Source organism: Streptomyces sp. PT12 (assembly GCF_003311645.1).
Taxonomy (GTDB): domain Bacteria; phylum Actinomycetota; class Actinomycetes; order Streptomycetales; family Streptomycetaceae; genus Streptomyces.
The window spans coordinates 1-18,317 of the sequence record NZ_QEST01000188.1 but is presented as its reverse complement, the minus strand read 5'-3'; the positions used below and the strand labels follow the sequence as shown (position 1 = coordinate 18,317).

At 71.4% G+C, this 18,317-nt stretch carries 17 protein-coding genes; 9 read left to right on the top strand and 8 right to left on the bottom strand.

All coding sequences use genetic code 11. From position 1 onward, the window contains the following. Window positions 1-74 precede the first annotated feature (74 nt). The 4 genes from DEH69_RS22485 to DEH69_RS22470 all read left to right on the top strand — a co-directional run bounded on the left by DEH69_RS22485 (window position 75) and on the right by DEH69_RS22470 (window position 3,945). The gene (locus tag DEH69_RS22485; RefSeq protein ID WP_258534881.1) at window positions 75-1,259 is read left to right on the top strand and encodes a S8 family peptidase; all 1,185 of its coding nucleotides are present in this window, start codon (window positions 75-77) and stop codon (window positions 1,257-1,259) included. A 193-nt stretch (window positions 1,260-1,452) separates the two neighbouring features. Further along, window positions 1,453-2,115: a glutaminase gene (locus DEH69_RS22480; RefSeq protein WP_113688820.1), complete on the top strand. Its 663-nt coding sequence runs from the start codon at window positions 1,453-1,455 to the stop codon at window positions 2,113-2,115. A 65-nt stretch (window positions 2,116-2,180) separates the two neighbouring features. Then, window positions 2,181-3,206: an LLM class flavin-dependent oxidoreductase gene (locus DEH69_RS22475; RefSeq protein ID WP_113688819.1), complete on the top strand. Its 1,026-nt coding sequence runs from the start codon at window positions 2,181-2,183 to the stop codon at window positions 3,204-3,206. Between the two features lie 4 nt (window positions 3,207-3,210). Then, the gene (locus DEH69_RS22470; protein WP_258534880.1) at window positions 3,211-3,945 is read left to right on the top strand and encodes an NADPH-dependent F420 reductase; all 735 of its coding nucleotides are present in this window, start codon (window positions 3,211-3,213) and stop codon (window positions 3,943-3,945) included. A gap of 79 nt (window positions 3,946-4,024) precedes the next feature. On the opposite strand, the gene DEH69_RS22465 is transcribed toward DEH69_RS22470, so the two are convergent. Together DEH69_RS22465 and DEH69_RS22460 are read right to left on the bottom strand one after the other, a co-directional pair. Next, a complete protein-coding gene (locus tag DEH69_RS22465; protein WP_113688817.1) occupies window positions 4,025-5,764 on the bottom strand; it encodes a pyruvate dehydrogenase in 1,740 nt (579 codons plus the stop codon). Window positions 5,765-5,950: 186 nt separating this feature from the next. Beyond that, window positions 5,951-6,256, bottom strand: a complete 306-nt coding sequence (locus DEH69_RS22460) for a GNAT family N-acetyltransferase (RefSeq protein ID WP_113688816.1) — start codon at window positions 6,254-6,256, stop codon at window positions 5,951-5,953. 263 nt (window positions 6,257-6,519) lie between these two features. Here DEH69_RS22460 and DEH69_RS22455 point away from each other — a divergent pair, with 263 nt between their 5' ends. Then, a complete protein-coding gene (locus DEH69_RS22455) occupies window positions 6,520-6,987 on the top strand; it encodes a MarR family winged helix-turn-helix transcriptional regulator (RefSeq protein ID WP_113688815.1) in 468 nt (155 codons plus the stop codon). Window positions 6,988-7,003: 16 nt separating this feature from the next. Here DEH69_RS22455 and DEH69_RS22450 read toward each other — a convergent pair whose 3' ends face one another. Then, window positions 7,004-8,221: a serine hydrolase domain-containing protein gene (locus tag DEH69_RS22450; protein WP_220131324.1), complete on the bottom strand. Its 1,218-nt coding sequence runs from the start codon at window positions 8,219-8,221 to the stop codon at window positions 7,004-7,006. 281 nt (window positions 8,222-8,502) lie between these two features. Here DEH69_RS22450 and DEH69_RS22445 point away from each other — a divergent pair, with 281 nt between their 5' ends. Then, entirely contained in the window at window positions 8,503-9,348 is an 846-nt protein-coding gene (locus tag DEH69_RS22445; RefSeq protein ID WP_113688813.1) for an alpha/beta fold hydrolase, read from the top strand. 59 nt (window positions 9,349-9,407) lie between these two features. Here the strand turns inward: DEH69_RS22445 and DEH69_RS22440 are convergent, their stop codons facing one another. Next, window positions 9,408-10,283 carry a shikimate dehydrogenase gene (locus tag DEH69_RS22440; RefSeq protein WP_113688812.1) on the bottom strand — a complete coding sequence of 292 codons (876 nt, stop codon included), beginning with the start codon at window positions 10,281-10,283 and terminating at the stop codon, window positions 9,408-9,410. A 171-nt stretch (window positions 10,284-10,454) separates the two neighbouring features. Here DEH69_RS22440 and DEH69_RS22435 point away from each other — a divergent pair, with 171 nt between their 5' ends. After that, window positions 10,455-11,789: a 3-deoxy-7-phosphoheptulonate synthase gene (locus DEH69_RS22435; RefSeq protein ID WP_113688835.1), complete on the top strand. Its 1,335-nt coding sequence runs from the start codon at window positions 10,455-10,457 to the stop codon at window positions 11,787-11,789. 75 nt (window positions 11,790-11,864) lie between these two features. Here the strand turns inward: DEH69_RS22435 and DEH69_RS22430 are convergent, their stop codons facing one another. Beyond that, window positions 11,865-12,317, bottom strand: a complete 453-nt coding sequence (locus tag DEH69_RS22430; RefSeq protein WP_113688811.1) for a helix-turn-helix domain-containing protein — start codon at window positions 12,315-12,317, stop codon at window positions 11,865-11,867. 121 nt (window positions 12,318-12,438) lie between these two features. Between DEH69_RS22430 and DEH69_RS22425 the strand changes: the two genes are divergently transcribed. Both DEH69_RS22425 and DEH69_RS22420 read left to right on the top strand, forming a co-directional pair. Beyond that, complete coding sequence (locus DEH69_RS22425; RefSeq protein ID WP_113688810.1) at window positions 12,439-13,938, top strand: MFS transporter; 1,500 nt, start codon at window positions 12,439-12,441, stop codon at window positions 13,936-13,938. Window positions 13,939-14,002: 64 nt separating this feature from the next. Further along, window positions 14,003-15,259 carry a cytochrome P450 gene (locus DEH69_RS22420; protein WP_113688809.1) on the top strand — a complete coding sequence of 419 codons (1,257 nt, stop codon included), beginning with the start codon at window positions 14,003-14,005 and terminating at the stop codon, window positions 15,257-15,259. 91 nt (window positions 15,260-15,350) lie between these two features. Here DEH69_RS22420 and DEH69_RS22415 read toward each other — a convergent pair whose 3' ends face one another. The 3 genes from DEH69_RS22415 to DEH69_RS22405 form a co-directional block, all read right to left on the bottom strand. Beyond that, the gene (locus DEH69_RS22415) at window positions 15,351-17,036 is read right to left on the bottom strand and encodes a bifunctional 3-(3-hydroxy-phenyl)propionate/3-hydroxycinnamic acid hydroxylase (RefSeq protein WP_113688808.1); all 1,686 of its coding nucleotides are present in this window, start codon (window positions 17,034-17,036) and stop codon (window positions 15,351-15,353) included. Then, complete coding sequence (locus tag DEH69_RS22410; protein ID WP_113688807.1) at window positions 17,033-17,827, bottom strand: arylamine N-acetyltransferase; 795 nt, start codon at window positions 17,825-17,827, stop codon at window positions 17,033-17,035. Before DEH69_RS22410 ends, DEH69_RS22415 begins: the two co-directional genes overlap by 4 nt. Window positions 17,828-17,836: 9 nt before the next feature. After that, on the bottom strand, window positions 17,837-18,317 hold a 481-nt coding region (locus tag DEH69_RS22405; RefSeq protein WP_258534879.1), incomplete at its 5' end, for an acyl carrier protein.

Here is an 18,317-nt window from a genome sequence, read left to right as displayed (position 1 = left end):
GGGTTGCCGGGGAAGGCCGCGGTGCGGGAGGCTGACGGAGATTGTCATGGCCGCGCCACTATTGGAGGAGTTCCGTGAAGGTCGTGAGAAGCGTCGCCTCGTTCGCCGCCCTGCTTGGCCTCGCCGCCGTGGGCACCCTGCCGACGGGCGAGGCGCGGGCCGCCACGCGGGCGACGGGAGCCATCGTCAACGCGAACGCCCCCGACGCCGTGCCCGAGAGCTATCTCGTCGTCCTGGCCGACGGCGAGAGCGCCGCCGACGCCGCGGCGCTGCCCGAGCGCTACGGGGCGCGCGTGCTCGACACCTACCAGGACGCCCTCGACGGCTACCACGTGCGGGCCACCCCGGAGCAGGCGCGGCGGCTGGCCGGGGACCCGGCCGTCGCGCTGGTCGAGCAGAACACCGCCGTCGAGGCGTCCGGCCTGGCGCAGCCCGCCCCGGTCCCCTGCGGCCTCGACCGGATCGACCAGCCCGACCTGCCGCTCGACGGCTCCTACACCTACCCCGCGTCGGCGGGCCTGGGCGTCACGGTCTATGTCGTGGGCACCGGAATCCACTACGGCCACCAGGACTTCGGCGGTCGCGCCGTGTTCGGCTATGACGCGACCGGCGGCGACGGCTCGGACGGCAACGGCCATGGCACCCATGTCGCGGGCACGATCGGCGGGGCCGTCCACGGCGTGGCGAAGCGTTCGACGCTGGTGTCGGTCAAGGTGCTCGACGACAGCGGCGCGGGCAGCGTCGCCGACGTGGTCGGCGGGATCGACTGGCTGACCGGCGACGCCGAAGGGCCCGCGGTCGCCAGCTTCAGCATCGGCGGCGCCCCGAGCGAGGTCCTGGACGACGTCATCGGGCAGTCCATCGAGGCGGGCGTCACCTACGCCGTCGCGGCGGGGAACTCCGCCAGCGACGCGGGCGGCTTCTCGCCGGGCCGGGTGGACGAGGTCATCACCACCGCCGCGTCGACGTGCGCCGACCGGGCCGCGCCGACCAGCAACCACGGCCCCTCGGTCGACCTCTACTCCCCCGGCGTCGACACCGTCTCCACGTGGCACACCTCCGACACGGCGACCGCGACGCTCTCCGGCACCTCCATGGCCGCCGCCCATGTCGCGGGCGTCGCGGCCCTCCACCTCGCCGACCACCCGGGCGCGGGGCCCGCCGATGTCTGGGCGGCCATCGACGCGGCGGCCGTGCTCGACCGCCTCGCCGACGTCCCGCCCGGCACGCCCAACAAGCTGCTCCAGGTGACCGGTTGACGCTAGTGAGCGCTTTAGTTGACATGTAAACCATGAGGTGTCATGGTTTACATGTCAACTAGATCGATGGATGCGCCCGGCTGGGTCAGCGCGGGCGAGCACGATCCGATTCCGCATGGATCCGGTTCCGCATGGATCCGGTTCCGCATGGATCCGATTCCGCATGGATCCGGTTCCGCATGGAGGGGGACGAGTGCGGCCGATCATTCCCGACTATCCGGCAGAGGCGCTGGGAAGTGGGGAGGCGGACACGTCCGGAGAGCCAGCGGGATACATCCCCGAGCTCGCGGCAGCGGACCTCGATCGCCTCGGCGCGGCCGTTGCCACGATCGAGGGAGAGGTCTACGGCGCGGGCGACGTCGATGTCGAGTTCACGATCCAATCGATCTCCAAGCCCTTCGCCTACGCGCTGGCCCTTTCCGATCGCGGATTCGGTCCCGTGCTCGCCAGGGTCGGTGTCGAGCCGTCCGGAGAGGCGTTCAACCAGATCTCGCTCGAGAGCGACACGGGGCGCCCCCTCAATCCGATGATCAACGCCGGGGCGATCACCGTTCACTCGCTGGCGGGCGCGGAGGACCCGAGCCCCGCGGAGCGCGGGGAACGCGTGCTCGATGGCCTCTCGGCGTTCGCCGGTCGCCCGACAAGGGTCCACGCGATCGACGACGTGGCACGGCGCATGCCGCTCGAGGTCGTGCGTCGGCTGACGCTGGATGGTCACGAGGTCCACCTCGTCGACCCGGAATCGGTCATACCCGATCTCGATCCCGGCGACGGTGGCCGAGTCACCGCGGTGGACGCCGTGGATCAGGCCGTGATTCCGCCGCGCGGGGCGGCTCAGTACAGCGGTCCCCATTAGTTGACACGTCAACCGTATGCCCGGATAATCGACATCCCAGCAAGCCGCCTGCGCAGGAGCCCACCATGCCTGATCTGGTCTTCGGTCTTGACACCTTCGGAGACGTACCGGAGGACGACCTCGGCGCCCCGGTGTCCTACGCGAAAGCCATCCGCCAGGTGGTCCAGGAGGCCGTGCTGGCGGAGGAGACCGGCGTGGACGTCATCGCGCTCGGCGAACACCACCGCCCCGAGTTCGCGATCAGCAGCCCGGAGACCGTGCTGGCCGGGATCGCCACGCGCACCAGCCGGATCCGCCTGAGCTCCGGCGTGACCGTGCTCAGCTCCGACGACCCGGTCCGCGTGTTTCAGCGGTTCGCCACCGTGGACGCGCTGTCCAACGGCCGGGCCGAGGTCATCCTCGGACGCGGCTCGTTCACCGAGTCGTTCCCCCTCTTCGGATACGACCTCGCCGACTACGACGTCCTGTTCGAGGAGAAGATCGCGCTCTTCTCCCAGCTGATCGAGGAGAAGCCCGTCACCTGGAGCGGCACGAAGCGGGCTTCGCTGGAGAGCGCCGATGTCTTTCCCAAGACCGAGTCCGGCCACCTGAGCACCTGGGTGGGCGTCGGCGGCTCTCCCCAGTCGATCATCCGCACCGCGCACTACGGCTTCCCGCTGATGATCGCCATCATCGGCGGCAACCCGGAACGCTTCGTGCCCCACATCGACCTCTACCGGCGCGCCGCGGAACAGTTCGGCACGACCGCCCACCCGGTCGGCATGCACTCGCCCGGCTTCATCGCCGACACGGACGAGCAGGCCCGTGAGCTGCACTGGCCGGGCCACAAGGTGATCAGGGACCGCATCGGCGCGCTGCGGGGCTGGCCACCGCTGCGCAAGGAGGAGTACGACTCGGAGATCGAGCACGGCTCCCTCTACGTCGGGTCGCCGGAGACGGTCTCGCGCAAGATGGCCCGCGCGATCAAGGCGCTCGGCGTCGGCCGCTTCGACCTCATCTACGGCAGCCAGCCGATCAGCGCCCGCCTGCGCGCCGTGGAGCTGTACGGCACCAAGGTGCTCCCGATGGTCCGCGAGATCCTGGCGAGCTGACACCGTGAACGAAGAAGAGGACATGCTCACCACGCCCGTGAACACCGTGGGTGTCCTGGGCGCGGGCAAGGTCGGCACCGTGTTGGGTCGGCTGGCCCTGGCCGCCGGCTACCAGGTGCTCATCGCGGGCTCGGGCGACCCCGCCAGGATCGCGCTCACCGTCGAGGTGCTCACCCCTGGCGCGACCCCGGTCACCGCGGCTCGGGCCGCCTCGGCGGCGGACGTCGTCATCCTGGCGCTGCCGCTGGGCAAGTACCGCGCTCTCCCCCTCGACGCACTGCGCGGCAAGCTCGTGATCGACGCCATGAACTACTGGTGGGAAGTCGACGGCATCCGCGAGGATCTGACCGACCCGCTGACCTCCTCGAGCGAGATCGTGCGGGAGTACCTGACCGATTCACGGGTGGTCAAGGCGTTCAACCACATGGGCTACCACGATCTGGAGGCCGGGGCTCAGCGGCCGGGAACGCACGGGCGCAAGGCCATCGCGATCGCCGGTGACGATCCGCACGACCTCGCCACCGTCGCCCGCGTCGTCGACGCGGTCGGCTTCGACCCCGTCGTGGCCGGTCCCCTGGCCGAGGGGATACGGCTTGAGCCGGGCACCGAGCCCTTCGGCGCCAACGTGGGCGCCGAAGAGCTGCGTGCGATGCTTGTCCGCTTTCCCGAGTCGGAGCGCGGCAAGACCGTGCTGAGCGCGCGGGCCACCGCCGCGGAGTCGGCGGACAGCGCGGCCTGATCGCCCCGTCCGAGGCGGTCGGCACACGGGGAGCCCGCACATGGTGCACGGCCGGGCCTCGATGAGGGCGGCGGCCCTCTCAGGGGCGGGGGATGTTGCGCAGGTTGGCGCGGGCCAGGTCGAGCATCCTGCCGACGCCCCCGTCGAGCACGGTCCGGCCCGCGGCGAAGGCGAATCCCTTGACCTGGGCGGCCGAGATGTGCGGCGGGATCGACAGCGCGTTGGGGTCGGTCACCAGGTCGACCAGGAACGGTCCTTCGTGGGCGAGCGCCCGCTTGAGTCCGTCGACGACATCCCCGGGGCGCTCGACGCGGATCGCCTCGATGCCCGCGCCGCGGGCGATCGCCGCGTAGTCCACCGGCTCGTGGTCGGTCTCGTGCTCGGGCAGCCCCTCGACCAGCATCTCCAACTTCACCATGCCCAGGGATGAGTTGTTGAAGACGATCGTCTTCACCGGCAGATCGTGCAGCTTCACCGTCAGCAACTCGCCCATCAGCATGCCAAGGCCACCGTCGCCCGACATCGAGATCACCTGGCGGCCCGGGTAGGCGAACTGCGCGCCGATGGCGTGCGGCAGCGCGTTGGCCATCGTGCCGTGCAGGAACGAGCCGATCACCCGGCGCCGCCCGTTGGGGGTGAGATAGCGCGCCGCCCAGACGTTGCACATGCCGGTGTCCACGGTGAACACGGCGTCCTCGGCCGCCAGCTCGTCCAGAACCGAGGCCACGTACTCGGGGTGGATCGGGGTGATCCGCTCGACGTCGCGCGTGTAGGCGGAGACCACCGTCTCCAGCGCCCTGGCGTGCTTGCGCAGCATCCGGTCCAGATAGGTGCGGCTCCGCTTCGCCTCGACCAGCGGCAGCACGGCCCGCAGCGTCTCCCTGACGTCGCCGTGGACCCCGAGCTCCAGCACGGTACGACGGCCGAGGCGGCCCGCGTCGTGGTCGATCTGCACGGTACGCGCCTGCGGCAGGAAGTCGTTGTACGGGAAGTCGGTGCCGAGCAGGACGACCAGGTTTGCCTCGTGCATCGCGTCGAAGCAGGCGCCATAGCCCAGCAGACCGCTCATGCCCACGTCGTACGGGTTGTCGAACTGGATCCACTCCTTGCCCCGCAGCGAGTGCCCGACGGGGGCGGCGGCCTTCTCGGCGAGCGCCATGACCTCGGCGTGCGCGTCCCGCACCCCCGCACCGCAGAACAGCATCACCTTGCGCGCCGCGTTCACCTTCTCGGCCAGCGCCCGAACCTGCGTGTCCGGCGCGACGACCCGGCCGCGCTCGGTGACCAGGTCGCTGACTCCCGTCGGGTGAGCCGCCTCGTCGTGCGCGACATCGCCCGGTATCACCAGGACCGACACCGCGCTGTTGCCAAGGGCCCGCTGCATGGCGACCCGCAGGACCCGGGGCATCTGCCCGGGGGTGCCGATCATCTCGCAGTAGTCGCTGCACTCGGTGAACAGCCGTTCCGGGTGGGTCTCCTGGAAGAAGCCCGTGCCGATCTGGTGGGACGGGATGTGCGAGGCGAGTGCCAGCACGGGCGCACCGGAGCGGTGCGCGTCGTACAGTCCCTGGATCAGATGCGTGTTCCCTGGGCCACAGCTTCCGGCGCACACCGCGAGCCTGCCGGTCAGCTGCGCCTCCGCGGCCGCGGCGAAGGCCGCGGCCTCCTCGTTCCGCACATGCACCCACTCGATGCCGTCGGTGCGGCGCACCGCGTCGACCACCGAGTTCAGGCTGTCACCCACCACGCCGTAGATCCGCTCCACGCCCGCCTGGCGCAGGATGTCCACCATCTGCTGGGCCACGGTCAGATTCCGCATCGCCGGACTTCTCCCCTCGGGCCGCACGCCCGCCCCATGTCTCATGTGACTCTCGACGGCCCCAATATAGTTGATACATCCACCATAAAGGGGTCCAGGAGGGACCGGCGGGGACGCGCCCCCGGCGATGGAGGCGGCCGCCCGCGCCGGACGTCGCGATCCGCTCCGCCCCGGGCAGGGCCCGCCTCACAGCCCGAAGCGCGCCCGCTGCCCCCGCGGCACCAGGTCGGCGCACTCCGGGTGCTTGCCGATCCAGCCGCGGATGAAGGGGCAGAAGGGAAGCACTCCGAGCCCTTGCTCCCTGGCCGCGCCGAGAGCCGCGCGGGCCAGCACGCCGCCGAGTCCTCGGCCCTCGAACCGCGGGTCGATCTCCGTATGAATGAAGGCGATCTGGTCCCGGTACCGGTGGTACTCGGCAAAACCGGCGAGCTCGTCGTCGTCGAAGACCTCGAAACGCGATCGTTCGGGGTTGTCCGCCACGCGTGGTTCCATCGCTCCTCCTCGGGAGGGTCGCCGCGTCGTCGTCCCTCCGCACGAGAGGAGACTTCCGCGGCAAGCCAACCACCGATATAGTTGACAAGTCAACCGATTCCCGCGGGGAAGCCCCCGGCGTCCCGTTCCGAAACGGCCGCGGTCGGTCCCCTTCGCTCCTCCCGCATTCCGCCCTCATTCCACGGCGAGAGCGTCCTCGAAGCGGGCGACTTCGGAACGCTCTTCACCCGTCCGAGGGGCACCGATCTCGTTAGACTGCCCCCATGGACGCACCACCACGCTGGCTCAACCAGGAAGAGAAGGCCGCCTGGGACAGCTTCATCCGCATGCAGGAGACACTCATCGGACGGCTGTCCCGCCGCGTCCAGGCCGACTCCGGAATGTCCGCCGCCGACTACACCGTGCTCGTCAGCCTCACCGCGAAAGACGACGGGCGGATGCGTTTCCTGGATCTGGCCAAACGCGTGGAGTGGGAGAAGAGCCGAATGTCCCACCAGGTCACGCGGATGGCGAAACGCGGGCTCGTGGCCAGGGAGGAATGCCCCGACGACGGACGCGGAGCATTCATCGTCGCCACCCCGGCCGGCTACAGGGCGATCGAAGAGGCCGCGCCCCAGCACGTCGAGCACGTCCGCCGCCTGTTCATCGACGCCCTGACCCCGAGCCAGCTCAGCACGCTCGGCCAGATCTGCAAGCGCGTCCTCGACCACATGGATCAGCAGCCGGACTGATCCGGTGCCCCGCGCGTCAGACGCGGGAGCGCCCGGAGGCCGGGTCGGGCCGCTGCGGCCGCTCGCCGAGGACCCGCGTGAAAAGCGCCTCCCGCAGCGCCACTTCACGAGGATCGCCCCAGAGCCGGAATCCGGTGCGGTTCATCGCGTAGGCGAAGCCCGTGCCGGTGTCCGGCTCGGCGAAGGCGAACGACCCGCCCAGGCCCACCGTTCCAAAGGCCCGGTCCGCCCCCGAGCCGAACCTGAACGCCGGGAACGGCTTGACATACCCCAGGGAGAACCGCGTCTCGACGCGCAGCACTTCGTCGAGCAGCCCGTCCCTCGGAGGCGGGGCGGCGACGCACAACGCGTCCATCGTGGCGCCGGTGAGGCCGAGGGCGGCGCCGCCTGCCGCCACCTCGCCGTAGAGCTTGGCGATCGACCGCACCTGGCCGACTCCGTTGGCCGCAGGAATCTCCGCGGCCTGCGCATCCGGCCGGTTGAAGTTCTCCACGGTGCTCAGCACCCGCGGATTGCCGAACGCCCGGGCGCTCAGGCTCCGTGGGTTCGCGTAGGCCCGGACGAATGGCGCGGGCATCGCTCTCAGGTGCAGCATCGTTTCCCAGGAGCGGAATCCATGGATGCGGGCGATGCGATCGCGATCGGCGTCCCGCGGCAGACCGAGGTGGAAGTCGAGGTCGAGCGGCGCCGCGACCTCGTCGGCGAAGAACCGGCCTATGCGGCGCTTTTCAGGGTCGATCCGGCTGATGAGCTCGCTCTCGTACCAGCCCAACGACTGGCCGTGATAGCCGTGCCTGGTGCCCGGCTCCCATGCCGGACGCTGCTCGGCGAGGGCCGTGGCGAGGGTGGCTGAGCCGGTGAGGTCGCCGAGTTCGAGCGGCCGGTCGATCACCGCAAGCCCGGCCTGGTGGGCGAGCAGCTGGCGGACGGTGACATCGCCCTTGCCCGCGGCGGCGAACTCGGGCCAGTAGGTCGCCACGCGCTCGTCGTGGTCGAGCAGGCCGCGCGCGTGCAACACCGCGAGCGCCACCGCCGCCACACCCTTGGACGTGGAGAAGACCGGCACCATCGTGTCCGCCTCCCAGGGGAGGCGTTCGCGGCCTTCCCGGTATCCGCCCCAGAGATCAACGACCTTCCGCCCGCCGTGGTAGACGGCACAGGCGGCGCCGATCTCGTCGCGTGTGGCGAAGTTCTCGCGAAAGGCGTCGGCCACCGCGCCATAGCCTTCGTCCACGTCACCGCGAACCAAGCGGGCCGGTACATCGCGCTTGAAGACCACTGCTTTCCCTTCATGTCGACCGGCTCCCACCCTGGCGCGCCGGATGCCCGAGCCGGGAGGGAGGGGCCTTCAGCCGTGCCTGGGTGAGCGCTCGGGAGGGCGAGGCGGTGCGCCTGAGCGACGCTAACGTAGATGATGCGTCAACTACATGGGGCGGGTCGGCCAGCTGACTGTCCCGCACGCGGCCCGTCGCGGACACCGGGATGTCAGTGCGGCGATCCAGAAGGGGAAAGCACATGGGGTACATCACCGTCGGCCACGAGAACAGCACGCGGGTCGAGCTCTACTACGAGGATCAGGGCGCGGGTCAACCCGTGGTCCTCATTCACGGGTATCCGCTGAACGGCCACAGCTGGGAGCAGCAGACGCGAGACCTCCTAGACGCGGGATACCGCGTCATCACCTACGACCGCCGAGGCTTCGGCAAGTCGTCGAAGGTGAACTCCGGCTACGACTACGACACGTTCGCCGCGGACCTGAACATCGTGCTCGAGACGCTCGACCTCCGCGAGGTCGTCCTCGTGGGCTTCTCGATGGGCACGGGCGAGGCCGCCCGCTACGTGTCGCGATTCGAACATGAGCGGGTGGCGAAAATCGCCTTCCTGGCTTCGCTCGAGCCCTTCCTGGTCGCCCGCGACGACAACCCCGAGGGTGTGCCGCAGAAGGTGTTCGACGGGATCGAGGCATCGGCGAAGAGCGATCGCTACGCCTGGTACACCCAGTTCTTCTCGGACTTCTACGACCTCGAGGAAAACCTCGGAAGCCGGATCAGCCAGGAAGCCGTCACCGCCAGCTGGAACGTGGCGACGTCGAGTGCCCCCGTGGCGGCCTACGCGGTCGTTCCCACCTGGATCGAGGACTTTCGCGCCGATGTCCGAGCGGTCCGCGACAGCGGCAAGCCCACCCTGATCCTGCACGGCACGGCTGACAAGATCCTGCCCATCGATGCCACCGCCCGCCGCTTCCGGCAGGAGCTGCCCGAGGCGCGGTACGTGGAGATCGAGGGTGCCCCGCACGGGCTGCTCTGGACGCACGCCGACGAGGTCAACGCGGCCCTGCGCTCCTTCCTCGGCCAGCCCTGACCACGCCTGACGGTCCGCCGCCGACGAAAGGCGGCGGACCGAGCGCGCTCGCCCGGCTGTCAGCGCCGGGTGCCCGGTGTGGGGTGGAGTCCGAAGAAGTCCTGGTAGAGCTCGAGTTGTGCCTCCAGCATGTGGCTGCCGCGGTGTGTGCGCAGTCCGACCCCGGCCGCGACGCGCAGCAGCGCCGTCTCGGCGGGGGTCATCACGATGTCCGCCACCACCGCGCCCGGTGGCAGCGCCGCGGGCCTGAAGGGCAGCGGGTCGCCGCGGCGCAGGCCCAACGGGGTGGCGTTGACCGCGAGATCGGCACCGGCGAGCAGCGGCTCGGCGGCGCCGGTGACGCGGCCCGGCCAGTGGCGCGCCAGGCGGCCTGTGAGGGCGTCGAGTCGGTCCGGGTCCTGGTCCCACACCGACAGGTGCCCCACCCCCGCGTCCAGCAGGGCCACCGCGATCGCGGCGCCCGCGCCGCCCGCGCCCGCCAGGGCTGCCCGCCACCCCCTGGGGTCGAACCCGGCGCGGCGCAGGCCCCCGACGAAACCGGCGCCGTCGAAGTTGTCGCCTTCCCAGGCCCCGTCGGGGCCACGCCGCAGGGCGTTGACGCCGCCGATCAGCTCGGCCGCCCGGCTCCTGCGCGCCGCGAGCCGCCCGGCGGCGAACTTGTGCGGCACGGTGACCAGCAGCCCGTCGAGGTTGGCGACGCCGCGCAGCCCGTGGACCACGTCGGCCAGCCGGTCGGGGGGCACATGCACGGGGAACAGCACGGCGTTCAGTCCGAGCCGGGCGAAGAGGGGGTTGAGCAGGGCAGGGGCTTTGACCTGGGCGACGGGGTCGCCGAGCACCGCGAACAGGCGGGTCGAGCCGTCGATGGCGACCGGTGCCGGGCCGGTCGGCGCGGCCGGGGCGTCGGGAACGCGGGGAGGCAGTAACTCGGTCATGGACGCGTTGTAGCAAAGAACTTCCGCGCCTGACCCACCCCGGCCCGCACCGCGTCGCGGACCGGGGTGGCACAGGGGGTGCCCAAGGGGGGCTCGGGGCGGGCGGCGGAAGGCCCGTGGATTACCCGTGGATTGGCGGGGAGTTGTCGCCGTTCCCCTACCGTGAACGGCATGAATCGGCCGTGGGAAACGCCCTCCGACACGCTCGCGGGAACGCCGGGAACGCCGGGAACGCCGGGAACGGCTCGTGGCGCCGGGCGGGAACGCCCCTTCGACGCGGTGGTGCCCGATGGCTCACTGGCGCGTTCCCTGCCCGCCGAGCTGCGGGCCGCCCTGGCGGACGCGGTCGCGCGCCCCGCCGCCCAGCAGCCGCGCTGGCCGAGCCCCGAGCGAGTCGGGGAGGTCCGCGCGGTGCTCGAGGCGGCGCCGCCGCTGACGCTGCCCGCGGAGATCGACGGGCTCACCGGCCACCTGGCCCGCGTGGCGCGCGGCGAGGCGTTCCTGCTCCAGGGCGGCGACTGCGCCGAGACGTTCACCGAGAACACGGAGGCGCACATTCGCGCCACCGCGGGGCTGCTGCACGAGATGGCCGGAATCCTCACCGGCGCCACGGGGCTGCCCGTGGTGCCCGTGGGCCGGATGGCGGGGCAGTACGCCAAGCCGCGGTCCAACGCCCTGGACGCGCTCGGCCTGCCGGTCTACCGGGGCGACATCGTCAATGGCCTGGCCCCCGAGCCCGAGGCCAGGGTGGCCGACCCGGCGCGGATGGTGCGCGCCTATGCCAACGCCGCCGCCACTTTGAACCTGCTGCGCGCGCTCCCCCGGCCCGGCGCGGGCCCCGGGCCGCATGTCAGCCATGAGGCGCTGCTCCTCGACTACGAGCTGGCCCTGCTGCGCGCCCACCGCGGGGACGGCGGGACCCGGCTCTACGCCCAGTCGGCGCACTTCCTGTGGATCGGCGACCGCACACGTCAACCGGACGGCGCGCACCTGGCGTTGGCGCAGCTGCTGGCCAACCCGCTCGGCCTCAAGGTCGGCCCGAGCACCACGCCCGAGCAGGCCGTCGAGTACGTCGAGCGCCTCGACCCGCGGGGCACGCCGGGGCGGCTCACGCTGATCAGCCGGATGGGCAGCGGCCGGGTCCGCGACCTGCTGCCGCCGCTCGTGGAGCGGGTCGCCGCCTCGGGCCACCCGGTGATCTGGCAGTGCGACCCGATGCACGGCAACACCCATGAGTCGCCGAGCGGTTACAAGACCCGCCACTTCGACGACGTCGCCGACGAGGTGCGTGGCTTCTTCGAGGTCCACCGGGCACTTGGCACCCACCCGGGCGGGCTGCACATCGAGTTCACGGGGGAGGACGTCACCGAGTGCCTCGGTGGATTCCAGCGGATCTCCGACGCGGACCTGGCCGGGCGTTATGAGACGGCGTGCGACCCGCGGCTAAACGCCCGTCAGTCGCTCGAACTAGCCACGCTGACCGCCGAGTTGCTGGGCGGGGCATGATGGCGGCCCTGGTGTCGACCTCGGCGTCGGCCTCGGCGTTGACCTCGGGTCGGCCGCCCCGCCGCGAACGGCGCGTCAGCTCATCGCGCCCGCGGTGCCGTGCGCGGGATCGAACGGCCTACTGGCGCACGCCTCGCCGTCCGGTGCATGCTGCGCGTCGTACGCCTCACGGGCGGCGGCGATCGTCGCCCGGTGCCGCTCGGCCCACGACGTCAGCGCGACCAGCGACTCGTACAGCTCGCGCGCCATGTCCGTGGCCGTGTACTCCACGCGCGGGGGGACGGTGGGGTAGACGGTGCGGGTGATCAGCCCGTCCCGCTCCAGGTTCCGCAGGGTCAGGGTGAGCATCCGTCGGCTGATGCCCTCGATGGAGCGCTCCAACTCCGTGAACCTGACGGGCCCCTTGGCGGTGGAGACGATGATCTGCACGCTCCACTTGCTGGCGACCCGGTCCAGCACTTCCCGGACCGAACATGCCTCCCCATGGCCGTTGACCTGCGGTGATACACCGATGTGACTCTGAGACATAAAAGTGCCTCCTTCCGTCGACTTCCATGGTCACAGATCATGTGTGCTGTAACAAGACATGCCCCATGGGGGTGCATGCCGTTGAACGGTCTCTGACTGAATCCGAAGGAAAGATCCTCCCGTGAACGCTCCGACGACCGCGCCACAGACGCGGCCAGGACTCACGCTCGCGCTGCTGGCGCTGGCTCAGTTCATCATCGCCGTCGACTTCGACATCGTCTTCGTCGCGTTGCCCGAGATCCAGCGGGACCTCGGTTTCTCGGACCAGTCGCTCCAGTGGGTCATCAGCGCCTACACCGTCGCCCTCGGTGGTTTCCTGCTGCTCGGCGGCCGGGCGGCGGACCGCCTCGGGGCACGGCGTACGTTCGTCGTCGGCCTGGCGCTCTTCGGCGTGGCCTCGCTCTGCGGCGGCCTGGCGTCCGACCCCGGGGTCCTGGTCAGCTCCCGCGCCGCCCAGGGGCTTGGCGGCGCCATGCTGACCCCGGCCACCCTCAAGCTCATCGGCCTCAACTTCGCGGAGGGGCCTGAGCGCATCCGCGCCATGGCCGTGTGGGGCATCGCGGGCAGCTCGGGCGCCGCGGTCGGCGCCCTCGGGGGCGGTGTGCTGACCAACTACCTCGGCTGGGAATGGGTGTTGTGGGTCAACGTCCCGGTCGCCGCGATCGGCCTTGTCGCCGTGCCCCGGCTGCTCCGCGCCGACGAGCGCCCCACCACCGGGGTCGGCGGCTTCGACCTGCCCGGTGCGGTGGTCGCCACCCTCGGCTCGACCCTGGTGGTCTTCGGCCTGGTCAGCGGCCCCGACGAGGGCTGGGGCTCGCTCCGTGGCGGCGGCGCGCTGGTCGTCGGCCTGGCCCTGCTTGGGGTCTTCCTCCTCATCGAGAGCCGCTCGCGCGACGCCCTGGTGCCGCTGCGGATGTTCCACAACCGCAGCCTGCCGACCGCGATGATCCTGGTGTTCATCTTCATGAGCACGATCAGCACCCAGTACTACCTGTTCACCGACTACCTCCAGAACGTCCTCGACTACAGCGCCCTCCGCACCGGCCTGGCGTTCCTGCCGCTCTCCATCCTCAGCATGCTCGGCTCGGGCAAGCTCGTCCCCGTGATGCTTCAGCGCTGGGGGATGCGCGTCACGCTCTTCGTCGGGATGTTCGGCTTCGGTGTCGCGATGGCCCTCGTCTCCATCGGGATGTCGCCCGACGGCTCCTACTGGGCCGTGTTCCCCGGCGTCTGCCTGTGGGCCCTGTCCGCGGGTATCGCCTTCCCGCCGATCTACATGGCCGCCAGCTCCGAGACGCCCCCCGCCGAGCACGGCGTCGCCTCGGCCCTCGCCTCCACGTCGCAGTACATCGGCGGCGCCGTCGGGCTCGCCGCGCTGGTCGCGGTGGCCAACGCCAGCATCGGCGGCGACTCCGAGTCGGCCCCCGCGCACGACGTGGTGGACGGCCTCCAGGCGGCCGGTTGGACCGGCGCCGTCGCCGCCGCCGCGGGCGCGTTCTTCGCGTTTGTCATCAAGAAGCCGACCGCGCCCGTCGCAGCCCAGGCCGCACAGGCCGACGGGGCCGCACAGGCCGACGGGGCCGCGCCGGTCGCGAAGGACGAGGCGGCCCGCACCACCTGAGCCCCCGGGGATCGGCAACGCCTGCCCCGGAGCCCCTGCCCATCTCACCTCACGTGGAGCTGACATGACACGGGACGTCCTGGACCTGTCCGCGTTGGAACCTGCCTACAGCACCGACCCCTACCCGGTCTACGCCGAATCCCGCGGCACGGCGCCCATCCGGCGCGTCACCCTGCGCGGCCTGCCGGGTTGGCTGGTCACCCGCTACGAGGATGTGGAACGGCTTTTCACCGATCCCCGGCTCAGCAAGGACCGCGTCCACACCGACCCGGCCATCAGAAAGGCCGCGCCCTGGGAGTTCGCCGACGAGAGCATGGGCCTGTCCCGGCACATGCTCCAGCTCGACCCGCCGGAGCACACCCGGCTGCGGCGGGTCGTCAGCGCGGTCTTCACCGCCCGGCGCATCAAGGCCCTCGCCCCCCGCATCGAGCAGATCACCGACGAGCTGATCGCCTCGTTCGTGGCTCGGGGGAGGGTCGAGCTGATCGAGGAGTTCGCCACCCCGTTGCCCATTGTCGTCATCATGGGCATGCTCGGCATCCCGCTGGACGACCAGCACGCCTTCCGCTCCTGGACCACCACGGTGATGTCGGGGCCCGAGGACCCGCAGGACGCCATCGACGCCTTTGTCAGCATCCACCGGTATCTCACGGAGCTCGTCGACTCCCGCAAGGCCGCCGCGGCCCGCTCCGGCTCCACCGCCACGTCGGAGGCCGAGCACCGCGACCTCCTCGACGCGCTCATCGCCGTGCGTGACGAGGACGACGGCAGGCTCGACGACCAGGAGCTGGTCGCCATGCTCAGACTGCTGCTCATCGCGGGCACGGAGACCACCACCAGCCTCATCGGCAACGGCGTGCTCGCCCTGCTGCGCCACCCCGACCAGCTCGACCTGCTGCGCGGCGACCTCTCCCTGATGGAGAACGCCGTCGAGGAGTTCCTGCGCTACGACGGCCCGCTCGACATCACGCCCGCCCGCTACGCCACCGAGGACATCGCGTTCGGCGACGTGGTCATCGAGGCCGGTGACGCCGTGCTGCTCGCGATCGGCGCCGCGAGCCGCGACCCCGACCGCTTCGACGACCCCGACCGGCTCGACCTGCGCCGCGCCGACCGCCGCCACATGGCGTTCGGCCATGGCGTGCACTACTGCCTCGGCGCCCCGCTGGCCCGCCTCGAGGGCCGCATCGCGCTGACCGCGCTGCTCGAACGCTGCCCCGACCTGAAGCTCTCCGCCGCCGACGAGGAGCTGATCTGGCGTCAGGACCCCTATGTCCACGGCCTGCGGAACCTGCCGCTGACCTTCACCGCGAAGGTCTGAGCCGCCGCGCGGCTCCCCCACACGTACGCCACGAGGGCCAGGTCCCCCGTCCGGCCCTCGTGGCGTACCTCTTCCCCGTGTGTGCCCCCCGCTACAGGCGGGCGCGCAGCTCGTCCACCAGCGGGCCGACGCCCGCCGGGTCGCCCGCCGCGCCGAAGACGTAGAAGTCCGGGCGCACCAGCAGCGCCGCCGCCCGGGACGCGGCCAGATACCGCAGATAGGTGCCGTCCACGTCGGTCACCACGACCGGGTCACCGTTCCCTTCGTCACCGCCGTGGGTGTCGGGGGCCGAGGGCTCGGCGGCGTCGGGCGGTCTGATCCACACCACGCGCGCGTCGATGCGCGCGAGGAACGCCAGCCGCTCGGCGTTCAGTTCGGGCCGCGGGTCCTCGGCCGTGAGCAGCGCGAAGCCGGGCCCCACGATGTCGTCGAACAGCCCGGTGCGCGCGCCGCGCGCCACCCGTCCCTGCGGCGTCAGCTGCCCGGCTGGCGCCACCACGCGGCCGCCTTCCCCGTCCCTGGCGGCCCCTGCCAGCAGGCCGTCGGCCAGCGGCCTTACCGCCGTGCGGCCCTGGGACGCGGCGGGCGCGCGGGTCCGCGCGGCGAGCATCACCGTGTCCCGGTCCCTGGCGGCGGCCGGGTCGGTCTGGCAGATCACCCGGCCCAGGTTCACCGACATGTCGATGGCGTGCCGCACGTGCGCCCGCCGCTCCAGCGGATAGGTGTCGATGAGCCCTTCGCCCGCGAGGCCGCGCAGTACCAGGTCGAGCTTCCACGCCAGATTGGCCGCGTCCCTGAAACCCGAGCTCATGCCCTGCCCGGCGAACGGCGGCATCAGGTGCGCGGCGTCGCCCGCGAGCAGTATCCGGCCCGCCCGCCACCGATCCACGGTGCGGGCCTGGAAGGTGTAGACGGAGTGCCGCTCCAGCGTGGCGTTCTCGGGCGTCACGCCGAAGGACGCCAGCAGCCGCCACGCGGTCTCCTCGTCGTTCAGCTCCGCCGCCGTCTCGCCCGGCACCCGCATGAACTCCCAGCGCCGGTGCCCAGGCCCGGCCGACACCTCGGTGCGCGGCCGGGCCGGGTCGCAGATCTGGAGGTTGTTCGGCTTGAACTCGCGCGGCTCGCGCGGCACCACATCGCAGACCAGCCAGTCGTGGAAGAACCCGAGGTCGGTGACGGATGAGCCGATGTGGGCGCGCACGAAGCTGTTCGCGCCGTCGCAGCCCACCAGCCTGCGGGCCGCGATCACCCGCTCCCCGCCGTCCGCGTCCCGCACCGTCAGCCGCACCCGGCCTTCCGCCTCGGCCAGCCCTACCGCCTCGCGCCCGCGCAACACCCGCAAGCCCGGCAGCGCCGCGCCGCGCGCGATGAGCGCCGCCTCGAGTCCCGGCTGGTACATCGACGTGGAGTCGGGCCAGCCCGAGTGGCCGATCGCGTCGGCCGCCTCGATCCGCAGCAGTTCATCGCCCGCCGCGTTCCGCCAGGCGTAGTCGCCCGATGGCTCGCCGACCTCGGCCAGGTGGTCACCGATCCCGGCCGCCGCCAGGACGCGTGCGGCCTCGCCGTCGAACGCCACCGCCCGAGGCATCGGGTAGGGGTGCGGCCAGCGTTCGACGACCGTGACGCGCCAGCCGCGCTGGGCCAGCAGGATGGCGAGGAGCTGCCCGACCGGGCCGTAGCCCACGATCGCGACGTCGGGTTCGTGCGCCCCCTCCCACGCGTCCGCGTCCGCGGCGCCGGGGCCCTCCGCGGCGCCTTCAGGTCGCCGCGCGGTCAACGGTCCCGCCCCAGGATGTGGTCGGCGGTCTTCCGGTACTCGTCGGTGTCGACCAGCACGCGGACCTCCTCGTGCCCGTTGTCGACGCGCACGAAGCGGCGGCCGACCAGGATGAGCTGCCCTGTGTCGAAGGAGCGGCCATGGATGACCGTTCCCGAGGCGACGAGTTGACCGGCCCAGTTCCACCCGGGGTCGTCGTCGCCCGGCGTGGCGGTGGCCAAGCCGTTCCAGTCCGCGAGCGTCCGGGCCTCCGGCTTCAGCCGGTACACCGCCTGCCAGTCGCCGACGCTCCCCTTGCGCTGGAGCACGTGGTAGCCGTCCTGCCTGATGAGCCGGTAGGTGACGCCGTACTGCTCCTGCTCCTCGTCGGTCAGCCGCAGCGGCTCGATGAACGACGGGCCCGCGAAGCCGACGTCGACCAGCCACAGGTCGCCGTCCAGGTGGACGCCGAGGAAGAAGTGCTCGAGATCGGGGCCGAACTCGCCGCTCGCCCCGCGGGCCCCGGCCGACAGGATGATCACGTCGTAGCCGAGCTCCGTGAGCAGTCGGCGGAACAGGCCGCTCAGCTCGAAGCACACGCCGCCGCGACCGCCGATGACGATCTCGTCGAAGGTGGCGTCGAGATCGATGTCGATGTCGTTGAGGATCGAGGTGCCGAGCTTGGCGTGCGCCGAGTTGTCGAACGCCACCCTGATCATGTGGCGTTTGTGCAGCTCGCGCAGCGTCTGCGCGGTGGGCTCGGCCGGGCCGGTCCAGCCCAGACTCGACAGGTATGCGTCCACGGAGAACATGCGGAACCACTACTCCTTCGTCGTCTTCGTCGGGCTGGCGGGCGTGGCCGCGGGGGCGGGCGTGGCCGTGGGCGTGGCCGCGGCGGCGGCCGCGAGCTGCTGCTGAAGGTGCTCGGCGAGGATCGCGGGGGTGGGGTGGTCGAAGAGGAGCATCACCGACAGCTCGGTGCCGGTGGCCTCGATGAGGCGGTTGCGCAGCTCGACCGCGGTGAGGGAGTTGAATCCTTCCTCGAAGAACGCGGCCCCCTCGTCGATCAGCTCGGATGCGGGCCTGCCGAGCGTCGCCGTGGCTTCGGCGCGGACCAGCGTCAGCAGCTCCTTGACCTGTTCGGCCTCGGACAGCCCGTCCAGGCGTTGACTGAGCGACACTTCGGTCTCCTCCCGCGGAATCAGCTCCGCGATCGTGTCGGTGGGGGTCGTGGTGAGGCGTTGCGACTCCAGCCAGTAGCGCTGGTGTTGGAAGGGGTAGGTGGGCAGGTCGGCCCGGGTG

What these genes read in the sequence shown, in the direction of transcription:
- DEH69_RS22475 (WP_113688819.1), top strand. Translation starts at nt 2,181, where the DNA reads ATGCCTGATCTGGTCTTCGGTCTTGACACCTTCGGAGACGTACCGGAG.
- DEH69_RS22465 (WP_113688817.1), bottom strand. Translation starts at nt 5,764, where the DNA reads ATGCGGAATCTGACCGTGGCCCAGCAGATGGTGGACATCCTGCGCCAG.
- DEH69_RS22460 (WP_113688816.1), bottom strand. Translation starts at nt 6,256, where the DNA reads ATGGAACCACGCGTGGCGGACAACCCCGAACGATCGCGTTTCGAGGTC.
- DEH69_RS22455 (WP_113688815.1), top strand. Translation starts at nt 6,520, where the DNA reads ATGGACGCACCACCACGCTGGCTCAACCAGGAAGAGAAGGCCGCCTGG.
- DEH69_RS22445 (WP_113688813.1), top strand. Translation starts at nt 8,503, where the DNA reads ATGGGGTACATCACCGTCGGCCACGAGAACAGCACGCGGGTCGAGCTC.
- DEH69_RS22440 (WP_113688812.1), bottom strand. Translation starts at nt 10,283, where the DNA reads ATGACCGAGTTACTGCCTCCCCGCGTTCCCGACGCCCCGGCCGCGCCG.
- DEH69_RS22435 (WP_113688835.1), top strand. Translation starts at nt 10,455, where the DNA reads ATGAATCGGCCGTGGGAAACGCCCTCCGACACGCTCGCGGGAACGCCG.
- DEH69_RS22430 (WP_113688811.1), bottom strand. Translation starts at nt 12,317, where the DNA reads ATGTCTCAGAGTCACATCGGTGTATCACCGCAGGTCAACGGCCATGGG.
- DEH69_RS22420 (WP_113688809.1), top strand. Translation starts at nt 14,003, where the DNA reads ATGACACGGGACGTCCTGGACCTGTCCGCGTTGGAACCTGCCTACAGC.
- DEH69_RS22410 (WP_113688807.1), bottom strand. Translation starts at nt 17,827, where the DNA reads ATGTTCTCCGTGGACGCATACCTGTCGAGTCTGGGCTGGACCGGCCCG.